The following is a 14,545-nucleotide window of genomic DNA, read 5'->3' on the forward strand; positions in this document are numbered from 1 at the left end:
CATCCTCACCGGGCCACGGACAACCACAATTTTTCTCACACAACTTACGAGACATGACGCCTTCCCAGCTTCACCCCGGCGCCGTGACCTCGACCGCAGTAACCCATCGACCGGGGCCACGGCCGAGCCACCATTTCCGCCAGTTCGACGTCATGGGCGCACACCCGGACGGCAACGGCACGCGCTTCACCGTCTGGGCGCCCAACGCTCGCAGCGTCGGCGTCACCGGCTCCTTCAACGGCTGGCATTGCGAACCCCTGCAGCGCATCGAAGACGGCAGCGGCCTCTGGCATGGCCGCATCGAAGGCGCGCGGGCCGGCGACTACTACAAGTTCCGCATCGAGGGCGCGCACGGCGGATGGATGGAAAAGGCCGACCCGTATGCCTTCCGCTGCGAGCATCCGCCCGGCACCGCGTCCCAGATATGGCCGCTGGAGGGACACACCTGGGGCGACCGCGAGTGGATGTCGCAGCGTGGCGAGCGCCAGTCGCACCGGCAACCGATGTCGATCTACGAGGTGCACCTGGGCTCCTGGCAACGCGAGGAGGACGGCCGAGTCCTGAACTACCGCGACCTCGCAGTGCGCCTGGCCTCGCACTGCCGCACGATGGGCTTCACGCACGTGGAGCTGATGCCCGTGGCCGAGCATCCGTTCTACGGCTCGTGGGGCTACCAGACCACCGGCTACTTCGCGCCGACGGCGCGCTACGGAACGCCGCAGGACCTGATGACGATGGTGGACACGCTGCACCAGCACGGCATCGGCGTGATCCTCGACTGGGTGGGATCGCACTTTCCTTCCGACTGGCACGCGCTGGCCCAGTTCGACGGCACGGAGCTGTACGAGCACGCCGATCCGCGCCTGGGATACCACCCGCAGTGGAACAGCCTGATCTTCAACTACGGTCGCTACGAGGTGCGCGACTTCCTGATCAGCAACGCGCTGTTCTGGCTGGAGAAGTACCACTTCGACGGCCTGCGCGTGGACGCGGTGGCGTCGATGCTGTACCTGGACTTCGCGCGCGAGCCGGGCCAGTGGATCCCCAACCAGTACGGCGGCAACCAGAACCTGGAAGCGGTGCGCTTCCTGCAGGACCTGAACAGCGCGGTGTACGCGGCCTTCCCCGACGTCCACATGATCGCGGAGGAGTCCACCGCCTGGGCCGGCGTCTCCAGGCCCGTGCACCACGGCGGCCTGGGCTTCGGCATGAAGTGGAACATGGGCTGGATGAACGACACGCTGCGCTACATGCAGCGGCCGCATTTCTTCCGCCGCTGGCACGGAGACGACATCCGCTTTTCCACGGTCTACGCGTTCAACGAGAACTTCGTCCTGCCGCTCTCGCACGACGAGGTCGTGTACGGCAAGGGCAGCCTGCTCGGCCGCCAGCCGGGCGACGAGTGGCAGCGCTTCGCCGGCCTGCGCGCGCTGTACGGCTACATGTGGACGCACCCGGGCAAGAAGCTGCTCTTCATGGGCGGCGAGTTCGGGCAGCTGCAGGAATGGCACCACGAGCGCACGCTCGACTGGCACCTGTGGGCGCGTCCGCTGCATGCCGGCATCGCGCGCTGGGTGTGCGACCTGAATGCGGCGTACCGGCGGCTGCCGGCGCTGCACGCCAACGATTTCCATGGCGAAGGTTTCGCCTGGGTGCCGGTGGAGACGCCGGAGCCGCAGACCGTGCTGGCATTCGTGCGGCGCGGCAACCCCGGCGACGCGACCGCGGTCGCCGTCATCAACATGACGGCCGAGCCGCGCGTCGGGCTGCGCCTGGCCATGCCGCACGCCGGCGAGTGGCAGGAGCTGCTCAACAGCGACGCCACCTACTACGGCGGCAGCGGAATGGGCAACCTCGGCCGCGTGGTCGCGGACGACACGCCGCTGCACGGCCTGCCGGCCAGCGCCTCGATCACCCTGCCGCCGCTGGCAACGCTTTTGCTTGTCGACGAGAACGACACAACCTCAGGAGGAGTTCGCCCATGACCGCTCATCGAAACGTGCTGGCCTTCGTCATGGCCGGCGGAGAGGGCTCGCGCCTGCATCCGCTGACGGCCGACCGCTGCAAGCCCGCGGTTCCCTTCAACGGCAAGCACTGCATCGTGGACTTCGTGCTGTCGAACCTGGTGAATTCGGAGATCTACTCGGTCTACCTGCTGGTGCAGTACAAGTCGCAGTCGCTGATCGAGCACGTGCGCCAGACCTGGACCATGGCGCGCTTCATGCCGCAGCACTTCATCACCTGCGTGCCGCCGCAGATGCGCAACGGGCCCGAGTGGTTCCAGGGCACGGCCGACGCCGTGTACCAGAACATCCACCTGATCGAGAGCGTGAAGCCGGACCTGGTGGCCGTCTTCGGCGCCGACCACATCTACCGCATGGACGTGCGGCAGATGATCGACTTCCACCTCCAGAGCGATGCCCACGCCAGCGTGGCCACGCTGCCGGTGCGGCTCTCGCAGAGCGACCAGTTCGGCATCGTGGAGATCGACGACAGCAACCGCATCGTCGACTTCATGGAAAAGCCCAAGGCCTGCAAGCCGATGCCGGGCAGCACATCGCACGCGCTGGGCTCGATGGGCAACTACATCTTCAACGCCGACGTGCTGCTGGAGCAACTGCGCAAGATGCACGAGAACGGCACCAGCGACTTCGGCAAGCACCTGCTGCCGTCCATGGTGAAGACGCACAAGCTGGTGGCCTACGACTTCGACACCAACCACATCCCCGGCACCGAGCCGTACGAGGAGCACGGCTACTGGCGCGACGTGGGCACCATCGACGCCTACTTCGAGGCCCACTTCGACACGCTCGGCGCCGCGCCCAAGTTCCGCATGACCAACGTGCGCTGGCCGATCTACGCCAGCCCCGACCAGGCCGAATCGGCCCAGATCGAGAACGGCGTCCTCAATCGCTCGGTGGTGGGCTCGGGCTGCATCATCGACGGCGCGGCGCTGGACCACGCGATGCTGCGCCGATCGGTGGTGGTGGAGCGCGGCGCGCGTCTGGAGCATTGCATCGTGATGGAGCGCTCGCGCATCGGCCGCGGCGCGCAGGTGCACCGCGCCATCATCGACCAGGACAACGAGGTGCCCGCCGGCGAGCGCATCGGCTTCGACCTGGAGCAGGACCGCCGCCGCTTCCACGTCACGGAAAGCGGCATCGTGGTGGTGCCGGCCGGCTACTTCCGGCCCGGCGCGCGCCATTTCGCCACGACGCGCGGCACCGTGCGCGCCGGCAAAGGGCGACTGGAGGTGGTTGCATGACGGCAGCGGCCGTCGCCGCCGCCCACACGCATCCGATCCCGGCCGAAGCGCAGCTGCCGGACCACTGCGAGCCCGGCAGCCCCTTTCCCCTGGGCGCCACGCTCACCGAGCACGGCGTCAACTTCGCCGTGTACTCCAGCGTGGCGGAGAAGGTGGAGCTGTGCCTGTTCGACCGCACCGGCACGCGCGAGGTGCGCCGCCTGGCCCTGCCCTGCCGCAGCGACGACATCTGGCACGGCTTCGTGCCCAGCCTGCCCGCGGGCACGCGTTACGGCCTGCGGGTCCACGGCCCCTACGAGCCGGCGGAGGGCATGCGCTGCAACCCGCACAAGCTGCTGCTGGACCCCTACGCCAAGGCCCTGGACCGGCCGCTGCGCGGCGGCGCCTGGCAATACGCCTACACCCTGGGCGGGCCAGCGCGCGACCTCGCGCTCGACACGGTGGACAACGCGGCCGGCGCGGCCAAATGCGTGGTGATGGACAGCGCCTTCGACTGGGGCGACGACCGCCGGCCGGCGGTGCCGATGGAGGACACGGTCTTCTACGAAGTGCACGTGCGCGGCTTCACGAAGCTGCTGGAAGAGGTGCCGCACGGCCTGCGCGGCACCTTCGCCGGCCTGGCCAGCGAATCGGCGATCGCGCACCTCAAGCGGGTGGGCGTCACGTCTGTGGAACTGCTGCCGGTGCATGCCTTCAACGACGAACGCCGCCTGATCGACCTGGGCCTGGCCAACTACTGGGGCTACAACACGGTGGCGTTCTTCGCGCCGGAGCCGCGCTACTGCGCGGGGAACGACCCCAACGACTTCAAGCGCATGGTGAAGGCGCTGCACGCGGCGGGGCTCGAAGTCATCCTGGACGTGGTCTACAACCACAGCTGCGAAGGCAACCACCTGGGCCCGACGCTGTTCCTCAAGGGGATCGACAACCCCTCGTACTACCGGCTCTCCGAGGACCGCCGCTACTACCAGGACGTCACCGGCACCGGGAACACGCTGGACATCAGCCATCCCGCCACGCTGCGCCTCGTCATGGACAGCCTGCGCTACTGGGTCGAGGAGATGCACGTCGACGGCTTCCGCTTCGACCTGGCGCCCGCGGTCGCCCGTAATGGCAACTACGACTTCGACCACCGTTCGCCCTTCCTCGCCGCGGTGTCGCAGGACCCGGTGCTGCGGCAGGTGAAGCTGATCGCCGAGCCCTGGGACATCGGCGACAACGGCTACCAGGTCGGCGGTTTTCCCCCGGGCTGGTCGGAATGGAACGGCCGCTACCGCGATTCGGTGCGCGACTTCTGGCGCGGCGAGGACGGCGCGGTGCAGGAGTTCGCCGCGCGGCTGGCCGGGTCGGCCGACATCTACTCGCCCTCGCGGCGCCGCCCCAGCGCCAGCATCAACCTGATCACGGTGCACGACGGCTTCACGCTCAACGACCTGGTCAGCTACAACGAAAAGCACAACGAGGCCAACTTCGAGGACAACCGCGACGGCGAGGGCCACAACCGCAGCTGGAACTGCGGGGTCGAAGGGGAGACCGCCGACGAGGACGTTCTGGTCCTGCGCGAGCGGCAGAAGCGCAACTTCATCGCCACGCTGTTCTGCTCGCGCGGCGTGCCGCTGCTGCTGGGCGGGGACGAGATGAGCCGCACCCAGGGCGGCAACAACAACGCCTATTGCCAGGACAACCCGGTCAGCTGGTTCGACTGGAGCCAGGAGCGGCGCAGCGATGCGCTGATCGAGTTCACCGCGCAGCTGATCGCGCTGCGGCGCGAGCTGCCGGTCCTGCGCGACAACGGCTGGCCGACCGGGGAACCCGACGAGGAAGGCCGCGCGGAGCTGGCGTGGTTCAGCGTGTGGGGCCTGCCGATGACCGAGGAGGAATGGACCAATCCCTCGGTGCGCTGCATCGCCGCGCTGTTCGACGGCAAGTTCACCCCGGTCAACGGGCATCCCAGCGCCAGCGTGCTGCTGCTGTTCAACGCCTCCGACGAGGAGGTGATCTTCACGCTGCCCGAGGTGCCCGGCATCGAGGAGTGGCGCGTTCGCGTCGACACCGGCCAGGGCCATTTCACCCACGACGAGGCCGAGCGCGTGCAGCCGCAGGCCAAGATCGAACTGGAGTCGCACGCCATGGCGGTGCTGGTGGAGGGGCGCTCCGGATGAAGCACGCGCATGCGATGCGGTTCGGGGCGTCGCTGCGGCGCCAGGGCGGCGTCGAGTTCCGCCTGTGGGCGCCGGCCGCGCGCCGGGCCGAGCTGGCGGTCTATCCCACCCTGTTCGGGCTGAGTGCGAAGCCCTCGCCCAGCCCTTCTCCCGCCGCGCAGCGGCCGGAGTACATGCTCCACGCCGCCACGCGCAATGCCGAGGGCTGGTGGGAAGCCCATGTCCCCGACGCCGCCGCCGGCACGCTGTACCACTGGCGCATCGACGAGGAGCTGATGGTCCCCGACCCGGCCTCGCGCCACAACCCGCACGGCGTGCATGAGCCCAGCGCGGTCGTGGACCCGCTCGCCTTCGAGTGGGACGAGGACTGGAGGGGGCGCCCCTGGCACGAAGTGGTGCTGTACGAGATGCACGTGGGCGCGTTCACGCCCGAGGGCACCTTCGCCGCCGCGGCGAAGCGCCTGCCGGAGCTGGCGCACCTGGGCATCACGGCCATCGAAGTCATGCCGCTGGCCGATTTCCCGGGCCGCTTCGGCTGGGGCTACGACGGCGTGCTGCCGTTCGCCCCGCACTCCGCCTACGGCACGCCCAACGAACTCAAGGCGCTGATCCAGGCTGCGCATCGCCTGGGCCTGATGGTGTTCCTCGACGTCGTCTACAACCACTTCGGGCCGGAGGGCAACTACCTGCACCGCTATGCGCCGGGCTTCTTCTCGACGACGCGCAGCAGCCCCTGGGGCGCGGCCATCAACTTCGACGGCCCCCACTGCCGGCCGGTGCGCGAGTTCTTCGTCGAGAACGCCGTCTACTGGACCACCGAGTACCGGTTCGACGGCCTGCGGCTGGACGCCGTGCATGCGATCAGCGACGACAGCTCGCCTCACATCCTGGAAGAGATCTCCCAACGCGTGCGCGAGGCGACGGCGGGCCGCCACGTCCACCTGGTTCTGGAGAACGAGAACAACCACCACGAGCGGCTGTCGACCACGCCGGAGCCCGGCGGCTACGACGGCCAGTGGAACGACGATTTCCACCATGCGCTGCATGTCGCGCTGACCCGCGAGGCGGGCGGCTACTACCACGACTACGGCCACGCGCCCGGCGAAACGCCGATGGACCTGCTGGCCCGCTCGCTGACGCACGGCATGCTGTTCGAGGACAGCCCGCGCAAGGCCGGCGGCGGCCGCGAGGACCCGCGGCCCGCGCCCACGGTGCCGCTGTCCGCCCTCGTGAACTTCGCGCACAACCACGACCAGGTGGGCAACCGCGCCTTCGGGGAACGGCTGGCCGCGCTGGTCGGCCCCGATGCCGCGCCGCTCACCACCTTGCTGGCGCTGCTCACGCCGGCCGTGCCCATGCTGTTTCTCGGCGAGGAGTTCGGCAGCACGCGGCCCTGGCTCTATTTCGCCGACTGGGAAGGCGACCTGAAGAAGGCCGTGCAGGAGGGGCGCAAGCGCGAGTTCGGCCATGTCGCGCGCCTCGTGAACGGCAAGCCGGTCCCGCTGCCCGACCCGTGCAGCGCCGAGACATTCGAGGCGAGTCGCCCCACGCAGGAAGAGCGCGACAGCGAACAGGGCCGCGCCTGGTCCGCGATGGTGCGTGATGCGCTCGCGGCGCGCCGCAGCTGGATCGTGCCGAGGCAAGGCCAGCTGCTCACCGGCCAGCACACCTCGCAGCGCGTGGGCGAGACAGGCATTGCCGTGCAGTGGCGCTACGACGATGGCCAGGTGCTCGAGCTCGACATCAACCTCGGGCCGCAGCCGCTGCAGGTTTCTCCGCGACGCATGGGCCCGGTCGAGACGCAGGACGTGTTCCGCCACCGCTGGCCGGCCGAAACCCCCGAAGACACCTGGCCCGCGTGGGCCGCCCGCTGGCGCCTGGGCCCCGAGATCACCCTATGAGCCTCGAAGGCGAGATGCACGACCTGGCAGGTCAGGCCGAGCGGCACGGCGTGGCCCTGCGCTACCACTCCTTCTGGGGCGAGGACCTCGAAGTCAAGCCCGAGGTGCTGGCCCAGGCGCTCGACGTCATGGGCCTGCGGCATGGACCGCCGCCCGCTGAACAGGGCCTGCCGCCGGTGCAAGTCGTGCTCGAAGGCGAAACGGTCCGCATCGCGTTCGCGGGCGGACCGGAAGCCGGCCGCTGGCAGCTCACGCCCGAGGGAGGGGCCAACGCATTGCAGGGTGAACTCCGGCGCGAAGGCGAGCTGTCGGTCATCGAACTGCCCTCCCCGCCCGCGATCGGCTACTGGCGGCTGGTCCTGGAAGCGGACCCGCAGCGCCATTGCCTGCTGGTGGTTGCGCCGCGCCGCTGCTGGGCGCCGCAGGCGCTGGTCGAAGGCGAGCGCTGGTGGGGCTGCACCATCCAGCTGTACGCGCTGCGCTCCTCACGCAACTGGGGCATCGGCGACTTCGGCGACCTGCGCCGGCTGGTGGACACGGCCGCGCGCCAGGGCGCGTCGTTCATCGGGCTTTCGCCGCTGCATGCGCTCTTCCCGCACCGGCCTGAGGTGGCCAGCCCGTACAGCCCGTCGAGCCGCACGGCGCTGAACCCGATCTACCTGGACGTGCAGGCGCTGGCCGAGCTCTCCGGCTGCGCGGAAGCGCTGCGCAAGCTCCACGGCGAGGAGTTCCAGGACCGCCTGCGCCGGCTGCGCGAAGCGGAGCTGGTCGACTATCCCGCCGTGGCGGCCGCCAAGGAGGAGATGCTGGCCATCCTGTGGCGGCATTTCGAGCAGAACGAGATGCATCCGGGTAGCTCGCGCGGCGCGCACTTCACGCGGTACATGCAGGAGCGCGAGGCCACGCTCGGCCCGCACGCATTGTTCGAGGCCGTGCAGGCCCACCTGTACGCCACCGACCCCAGCGTCTGGGGCTGGCCGGCCTGGCCCGAAGCCTGGCGGTACCCGCAGGGCGAAGCGATACAGGCCTTCCGCCAGAGCCACGGCTCGGCGATCCGCTACCGCTTCTGGCTGCAGTGGTTGTCCGAGGTGCAGCTCGAGTCGGTGCAGCGTTACGCGCGAACCCGCGGCATGGGCCTGGGCCTGTACTGCGACCTGGCCGTGGGCGTGAACGAAGGCGGGGCCGAGACCTGGGTGCAGCCTTCGCTCTATGCGCTGGGCATGCACGTCGGCGCACCGCCGGATCCGCTGAATGCGCTCGGCCAGAACTGGGGCCTGCCACCGCTCAACCCGGTGCAGCTGCGCGCCGCGCGCTACGCCCCCTTCGTCGAGACGCTGCGCGCCAACATGCGGCATTGCGGCGCGCTGCGCATGGACCACGTGATGGCGCTGATGCGCCTGTTCTGGATCGGCGGCCAGGGCGGCACCTACGTCACCTACCCGCTGCAGGACCTGCTGGGCATCCTCGCGCTGGAGAGCCATCGGCACCAATGCCTGGTCATCGGCGAGGACCTCGGCAACGTGGCGCCGGCGATGCGCGAGGCGATGCGCGAGCGCAGCCTGCTGTCGTACCGGCCGCTGCTCTTCGAACGCAACGCCGACGGCGGCTTCCGACTGCCGGCGGAATGGCAGCCGCAGGCGCTCGCGGTGGTCAGCACGCACGACCTGCCCACGCTGCGCGGCTTCTGGCTGGGCGAGGACCTGGAACTGCTCGCCAGGCTGGGGCTGTTCCCGGACGAAGGCGCACGCGAGCGCTCCGTCATCGACCGCGCACAGGACCGGGCGCGGCTTCTGCTGGCCTTGCAGCACGAGAACCTGCTGCCGCCCGATGCGAATGCGCAGCCCACTTCCGTGCCGGACGCGACGCCGGCCTTCGTCGCCAGCGTCTATGGTTTCCTTGCGCGCACCCCGAGCTGGCTTGTCGGCGTGCAGCTCGAAGACGTGACCGGCCAGCTGCTGCAGGTGAACGTGCCCGGCACGACCGAGGACCGGTTCCCGAACTGGCGCCGCAAGCTCTCGGTGCAGGTGGAGGACCTCGCGAGCGACGAGCGCTTCGCCGCCGTGGCGGCCGTGCTGCGCGCCGAGCGCAGCGGCCCGGCGCCCGACAGCGCCCCGGCGGAGCTGCCCGCGCTGGACACCGCGCGCATCCCGCTCTCCACCTACCGCGTGCAGTTCCACGAGGGAAACCGCTTTGCGGACGTGACCGAGGCGGTGCCCTACATGCACGCTCTGGGCATCAGCCACCTGTACAGCAGCCCTTTCCTGCGCGCGCGGCCCGGCAGCACGCACGGCTACGACATCGTGGACCATGGCGCGCTCAATCCCGAGGTCGGCGACGAGCAGGAGTTCGAGCGCATGTGCCGCGCGCTTCGCCGGCACGGCATGGGCCAGATGCTGGACCTGGTGCCGAACCACATGGGCGTGCTGGAGGCCGACAACGCCTGGTGGCTGGAAGTGCTGGAGCATGGCCAGGCCTCGGCCCATGCCAACACCTTCGACATCGAATGGTCTCCCGCCGCGCCCGAGATGGCCGGCCGCGTGCTGCTGCCGGTGCTGGGCGACCACTACGGCCGGGTGCTGGAATCCGGCGAGCTGCAGCTGCACTTCTCGCCCGACAGCGGCGAATTCGGCCTGCGCTACTGGAACCACCGCTTCCCGATCGACCCCGCCACCTACCCCGACATCCTGTCCGTGTTGCCCGCGCCGCCCGCGCAGGACGAGGCGGAGAGCGACAGCCATGCGGTGGTGGAATCGATGCTGGCTTCGTTCCAGCGCCTGCCGCCGCGCGACAGCACCGAAGACGAACAGCGCCGGGCCCGTGTGCGGGATGTGTCCATCTACAAGCGCAACCTGGCGCGGCTGGTCGCGCGCAACGAATGGCTGGCGCACTGGATCGACAGCTGCGTGCAGCGCCTGAACGGCAACCCGGCCGACCCGGCCAGCTTCGACGCCCTGGACCGCCTGCTCTCGCGGCAGGCCTACCGCCTGGCCGACTGGCACACGGCCAGCGACGACGTCAACTACCGGCGCTTCTTCGATGTCAACACCCTCGCCGCCCTGCGGATGGAGCGGCAGGAGGTGTTCGAGGCCACGCACGCGCGCGTCCTGCAATGGCTGCAGGACGGCCACCTGGACGCGCTGCGCATCGATCACCCGGACGGCCTGTCGGACCCCCAGCAATACTTCCAGCGGCTGCAGGCCCGCTACGCCCGGCAGGCCGAAGTGGCCGGCCGCGAACCGCGCGCGCTGTACCTGGTGATCGAGAAGATCCTGGCCGAGCACGAGCCGCTGTCGCACCAGTGGCCGGTGCACGGCGACACCGGCTACCGCTTCGCCAGCCTGGTCAACGGCCTGTTCGTCGACAACGCCCGGGGCGCCGAGATGGAAAGCGCGTACCGCGACTTCACCGGCGAGCGCGAGGACTTCGCGGAGATCGTCTACCAGTGCAAGCGGCTGATCATCGAGACGTCGCTGTTCTCCGAGCTGAACTGGCTGGTGGAATCGATGTACCGCATCACTCGAGCCAACCGCCGCCGTTGCGACTTCACACGCAACCGGCTGCGGCAGGCGCTGGCGGAGATCGCGGCGGGCTTTCCGGTGTACCGCACCTACCTTCGTGCCGGCGACACGCCGAGCGCCGCGGACCGGCGCCACATCGACTGGGCCGTGGCCGCGGCGCGGCGGCGCCTGGGGGGCTCCGAGACCGGCGTGCTGGACCACGTGCGGGAGGTGCTTCTGGGCGAAGGCGAAGCCGCCACGGTGCCACCCGAGCAGCGCGGGCGGTTCCTGGCGCGCTGGCAGCAGTTCACCGCGCCGGTGATGGCCAAGGCGGTGGAGGACACGGCGTTCTACCGCTACCTGCGGCTCACGTCGCTGAACGAAGTGGGCGGCGAACCGGCCAGCTACGGCCTGTCGGTGTCGGCGTTCCACGGTGCGAACCAGGCGCGGGAGCGGCATCGCCCGCACTGCCTGCTGGCCACGTCGACCCACGACAGCAAGCGCGGCGAAGACCTGCGCGCGCGCATCGACGTGCTCTCCGAGATGCCGCAGCTGTGGGCCGAGACGGTGCAGCGCTGGGCCGGCTGGGCCGAGATGTACCTCACCGAAACCGAGGCCGGCCTCGCGCCGGCGCGCAACGACATCTGGCTGCTGTTCCAGACGCTCGCGGGGCTTTGGCCCGCCGAGGTGCCGCATGCCCAGGAACGCGAGTCGCTGCGCCAGCGCGTGCAGGAGTACGTGCGCAAGGCGGTGCGCGAGGCCAAGGAGCACACCAGCTGGGTCTGCCCCGAGCAGCCGTACGAGGACGCGCTGGCCCGCTATGTCGAAGCGGTGCTGCGGCCCGGACACGCCAACCCGTTCGTCGACGAGCTGCAGAAGTTCACCGCTCGCATCGCATCCTGGGGGTTCCGCAACAGCCTGGCGCAGGTGGCGCTCAAGTACACGGTGCCGGGCGTGCCGGACCTGTACCAGGGCTGCGAGCAGTGGAACTTCAGCCTGGTCGATCCGGACAACCGGCGCCCGGTGGACTTCGGCCGCCTGCAGCGCTCGCTGGCGGAGTTGCAGGGGCAGTGCCGCGGCGGCATCCCGCCGTTGTTGCTGTGGCGGCAGCTGCACTCATCGATGGCCGATGGACGGATCAAGCAGCTGGTCACCTGGCGGCTGCTGCAGCTGCGGCAGGAGTTGCGCGACCTGTTCTGCCGCGGCGCCTATCTGCCGCTCGCCGTCGACGGCCCGGCGGCCGACCATGCGATCGCCTTCGTGCGCACGAAGGACGACCAGGCGGTGGTCGTGGTCGCCGCGCGCCTGGCCTTCACGCTCTGCGGCGGCGACGAGTCCCGTTGGGGCCCGGCCCTCTGGCGCGGCACGAGGGTACGCGCTGCCGACGCAGCGGCGCTGCAGAAGTGGCCGCGCTGGCGCAACTGGCTCACGGGCGACGAGGCGGGCGGCACCGCAGCCGATGGCGCACTGTCGCTGGAGCAGGTGTTCGCCGGCGCCGCCGGCCTGCCCTTCGCCGTGCTGGTGGCGCAGGGCCCGCGCGAGGGCGGCGCATGAAGATCCTGTTCGCCACGCCCGAGTGCGCCCCCTACGTCAAGACCGGCGGGCTGGGCGACGTGAGCGGCGCGTTGCCCGCCGCGCTGGCGGCGCTCGGCCACGATGTGTGCGTGCTGCTGCCCGCCTATCGCGGCATGAAGGTCAGTGGCGAGGTGGGCGACAGCGTCGACCTTCCCGCCACCGGGCCATGGCCTGCGGCGCAATTGCTGCCGGTGCGCGCGGACAACGGCGTCACCCTGCTCCTGCTCGCCTGCCCGGCGCTCTACCAGCGCCCCGGCGGGCCGTACGTGGACCAGACCGGCCACGACTACCCCGACAACGTGCGGCGCTTCGGCTTCCTGAGCCGCGTGGCCGCGATGCTCGGTACGACGAGCTCGCCCCTCGAAAGGTGGCAGGCGGACGTGGTGCACGCGAACGACTGGCCCTGTTCGCTCGCGCCGCTGTACCTGGCCGCGGCACGCGAGCTGAATGCGCACGACCCGGTCGCGGCCGGCGTGGTGACGATCCACAACATGGCATTCCAGGGCGTGTTCCCGATGGAACACGCCGACCTGCTGGGCATTCCCTACCACTGGCGCGGCATCGACGGCGTGGAGTTCTGGGGGCAGCTGTCGATGCTCAAGGGCGGGCTGCAGTTCGCCGATGCGATCACCACCGTGAGCCCCACCTACGCACGCGAGATCCAGACGCCGGAGTTCGGCGTGGGGCTGGACGGAGTGCTGCGCTCGCGCGCCGAGCGGCTGACCGGCATCCTCAACGGCATCGACGCGCAGGTCTGGAATCCCGCCACCGATCCGCTGCTGCCGCACCGCTTCGGCCCGGGCGATTTCGCGGGCAAGGCGCGCAACAAGGCGGCGCTGCAGGCGCAGTGCGGACTGCAACCCGACCCCGGCGCGCTGCTGTTCGGAATGGTCAGCCGGCTCACTTCGCAGAAAGGCATCGACCTGGTGCTCGGCCAGCTGGAGGTGCTGCTGCGCGACGGCGGCCAGCTCGTGATGCTCGGCACCGGCGATCCCGGGCTGCAGCAGGCACTGGCCGAAGCCGCGGCTCGCTCGAACAAGGCCATGAGCGTGACGGTGGGTTTCAGCGAGTCGCTGGCGCACCTGATCGAGGCCGGCGCCGACACCTTCCTCATGCCCTCGCGGTTCGAGCCCTGCGGCCTGAACCAGATGTACAGCCAGGCCTACGGCACGCCGCCGCTGGTGGGCGGCACCGGCGGGCTGGTCGACTCGGTGGTGGATGCGACGGACGATCCGGCCAACGGCACCGGCTTCGTCATGCGTTCACCCGACGCCGAAGGATTCGCCGACGCGGTAACGCGCCTTCGCGCTGCGTGGCGGAACCCGAAGGCATGGCGACGCCTGCAGGTCAACGGCATGGCGCGTTCGTTCGGCTGGGAAGCCAGCGCGCGGCGGTACGTCGAGGTCTACGAGCAGGCCATCGAGCGCGCGCGGCCGCGGTTCTTCACGACCGCGTAGCGGGATCGCGCTACATCTTCGCGTGCTGCCGCACCCAGGCGGCGTACTTGTCCATCCAGCCCTGCACGAACTTGCGACTGCTCTCGTTGCCGATGCCTCCGTCGGCGCCGAAGAAGCCTTCCTTGTTCTGCAGGAACACCTCGGGCTGGCCGAGGGTGGGCATGTCCAGGTAGCCCAGGATGCCGCGCAGGTGCTGCTGCGCGATCGCAGTGCCGATGGCGCCCACGGAGATGCCGATGATCCCCGCCGGCTTGCCCGCGAACGCGCTCTGGCCGTAGGGCCGCGATGCGTTGTCGATGGCGTTCTTCAGCATGCCGGGGATGGACCGGTTGTACTCGGGCGTGACGAAGATGACGCCCTGGGCATTGCTGATCTCCGACTTGAGCCGCCGCACCGGCTCGGCCTGGTTGGCGTCGTCGTCCTGGTTGTAGAGCGGCAGGTCGTTCAGCGCGCACTGCTGCAGGCTGAAGTCCGGCGGCGCCAGCTTCGCCAGCGCGTTCGCGAGCTGCTTGTTGAAGGAGTCCCGCCGGAGGCTGCCGACGAGGACGGCAATGCGGTAGGTGTTCGTGGGCATGGGGAGCTCCGATCTGTCGAGGGGGAATCGGACATTCTCGGCAGCTTGCTACGCCGGCGTACTGGACGGGAAACGAATGGAGATGGATGTCGCATGACCGTTGGGCAGGCGGCT

7 protein-coding genes are annotated in these 14,545 nt (G+C 69.8%); 6 read left to right on the forward strand and 1 reads right to left on the reverse strand.

Annotated elements, in window-relative coordinates; all coding sequences use genetic code 11:
* The first annotated feature begins 83 nt into the window (after window positions 1-83).
* From glgB to glgA, 6 genes are read left to right on the forward strand one after another with little or no spacing between them, the layout of a single operon-like run.
* Complete coding sequence (glgB, locus tag EZ313_RS21785) at window positions 84-1,985, forward strand: 1,4-alpha-glucan branching protein GlgB (protein ID WP_276606980.1); 1,902 nt, start codon at window positions 84-86, stop codon at window positions 1,983-1,985.
* Window positions 1,982-3,265, forward strand: a complete 1,284-nt coding sequence (locus EZ313_RS21790) for a glucose-1-phosphate adenylyltransferase (RefSeq protein WP_135265433.1) — start codon at window positions 1,982-1,984, stop codon at window positions 3,263-3,265. Before glgB ends, EZ313_RS21790 begins: the two co-directional genes overlap by 4 nt.
* Window positions 3,262-5,427: a glycogen debranching protein GlgX gene (gene glgX / locus EZ313_RS21795; RefSeq protein WP_135265434.1), complete on the forward strand. Its 2,166-nt coding sequence runs from the start codon at window positions 3,262-3,264 to the stop codon at window positions 5,425-5,427. The genes EZ313_RS21790 and glgX overlap by 4 nt, the downstream gene beginning before the upstream one ends.
* The gene (treZ, locus tag EZ313_RS21800; RefSeq protein ID WP_135265435.1) at window positions 5,424-7,328 is read left to right on the forward strand and encodes a malto-oligosyltrehalose trehalohydrolase; all 1,905 of its coding nucleotides are present in this window, start codon (window positions 5,424-5,426) and stop codon (window positions 7,326-7,328) included. The genes glgX and treZ overlap by 4 nt, the downstream gene beginning before the upstream one ends.
* A complete protein-coding gene (locus tag EZ313_RS21805; protein ID WP_135265436.1) occupies window positions 7,325-12,379 on the forward strand; it encodes a malto-oligosyltrehalose synthase in 5,055 nt (1,684 codons plus the stop codon). Before treZ ends, EZ313_RS21805 begins: the two co-directional genes overlap by 4 nt.
* The gene (glgA, locus tag EZ313_RS21810; protein WP_135265437.1) at window positions 12,376-13,857 is read left to right on the forward strand and encodes a glycogen synthase GlgA; all 1,482 of its coding nucleotides are present in this window, start codon (window positions 12,376-12,378) and stop codon (window positions 13,855-13,857) included. Before EZ313_RS21805 ends, glgA begins: the two co-directional genes overlap by 4 nt.
* Before the next feature lie 10 nt (window positions 13,858-13,867).
* On the opposite strand, the gene EZ313_RS21815 is transcribed toward glgA, so the two are convergent.
* Window positions 13,868-14,431 carry an NADPH-dependent FMN reductase gene (locus EZ313_RS21815; RefSeq protein WP_135265438.1) on the reverse strand — a complete coding sequence of 188 codons (564 nt, stop codon included), beginning with the start codon at window positions 14,429-14,431 and terminating at the stop codon, window positions 13,868-13,870.
* Between the last annotated feature and the right edge of the window lie 114 nt (window positions 14,432-14,545).

Origin of the sequence: Ramlibacter henchirensis (assembly GCF_004682015.1) — a bacterium.
GTDB classification, from domain to species: Bacteria; Pseudomonadota; Gammaproteobacteria; order Burkholderiales; family Burkholderiaceae_C; genus Ramlibacter; species Ramlibacter henchirensis.

Excerpts from the sequence above, each read along its gene's own strand:
- EZ313_RS21790 (WP_135265433.1), top strand. The coding sequence starts at position 1,982 with ATGACCGCTCATCGAAACGTGCTGGCCTTCGTCATGGCCGGCGGAGAG.
- glgX (WP_135265434.1), top strand. The coding sequence starts at position 3,262 with ATGACGGCAGCGGCCGTCGCCGCCGCCCACACGCATCCGATCCCGGCC.
- treZ (WP_135265435.1), top strand. The coding sequence starts at position 5,424 with ATGAAGCACGCGCATGCGATGCGGTTCGGGGCGTCGCTGCGGCGCCAG.
- EZ313_RS21805 (WP_135265436.1), top strand. The coding sequence starts at position 7,325 with ATGAGCCTCGAAGGCGAGATGCACGACCTGGCAGGTCAGGCCGAGCGG.
- glgA (WP_135265437.1), top strand. The coding sequence starts at position 12,376 with ATGAAGATCCTGTTCGCCACGCCCGAGTGCGCCCCCTACGTCAAGACC.
- EZ313_RS21815 (WP_135265438.1), bottom strand. The coding sequence starts at position 14,431 with ATGCCCACGAACACCTACCGCATTGCCGTCCTCGTCGGCAGCCTCCGG.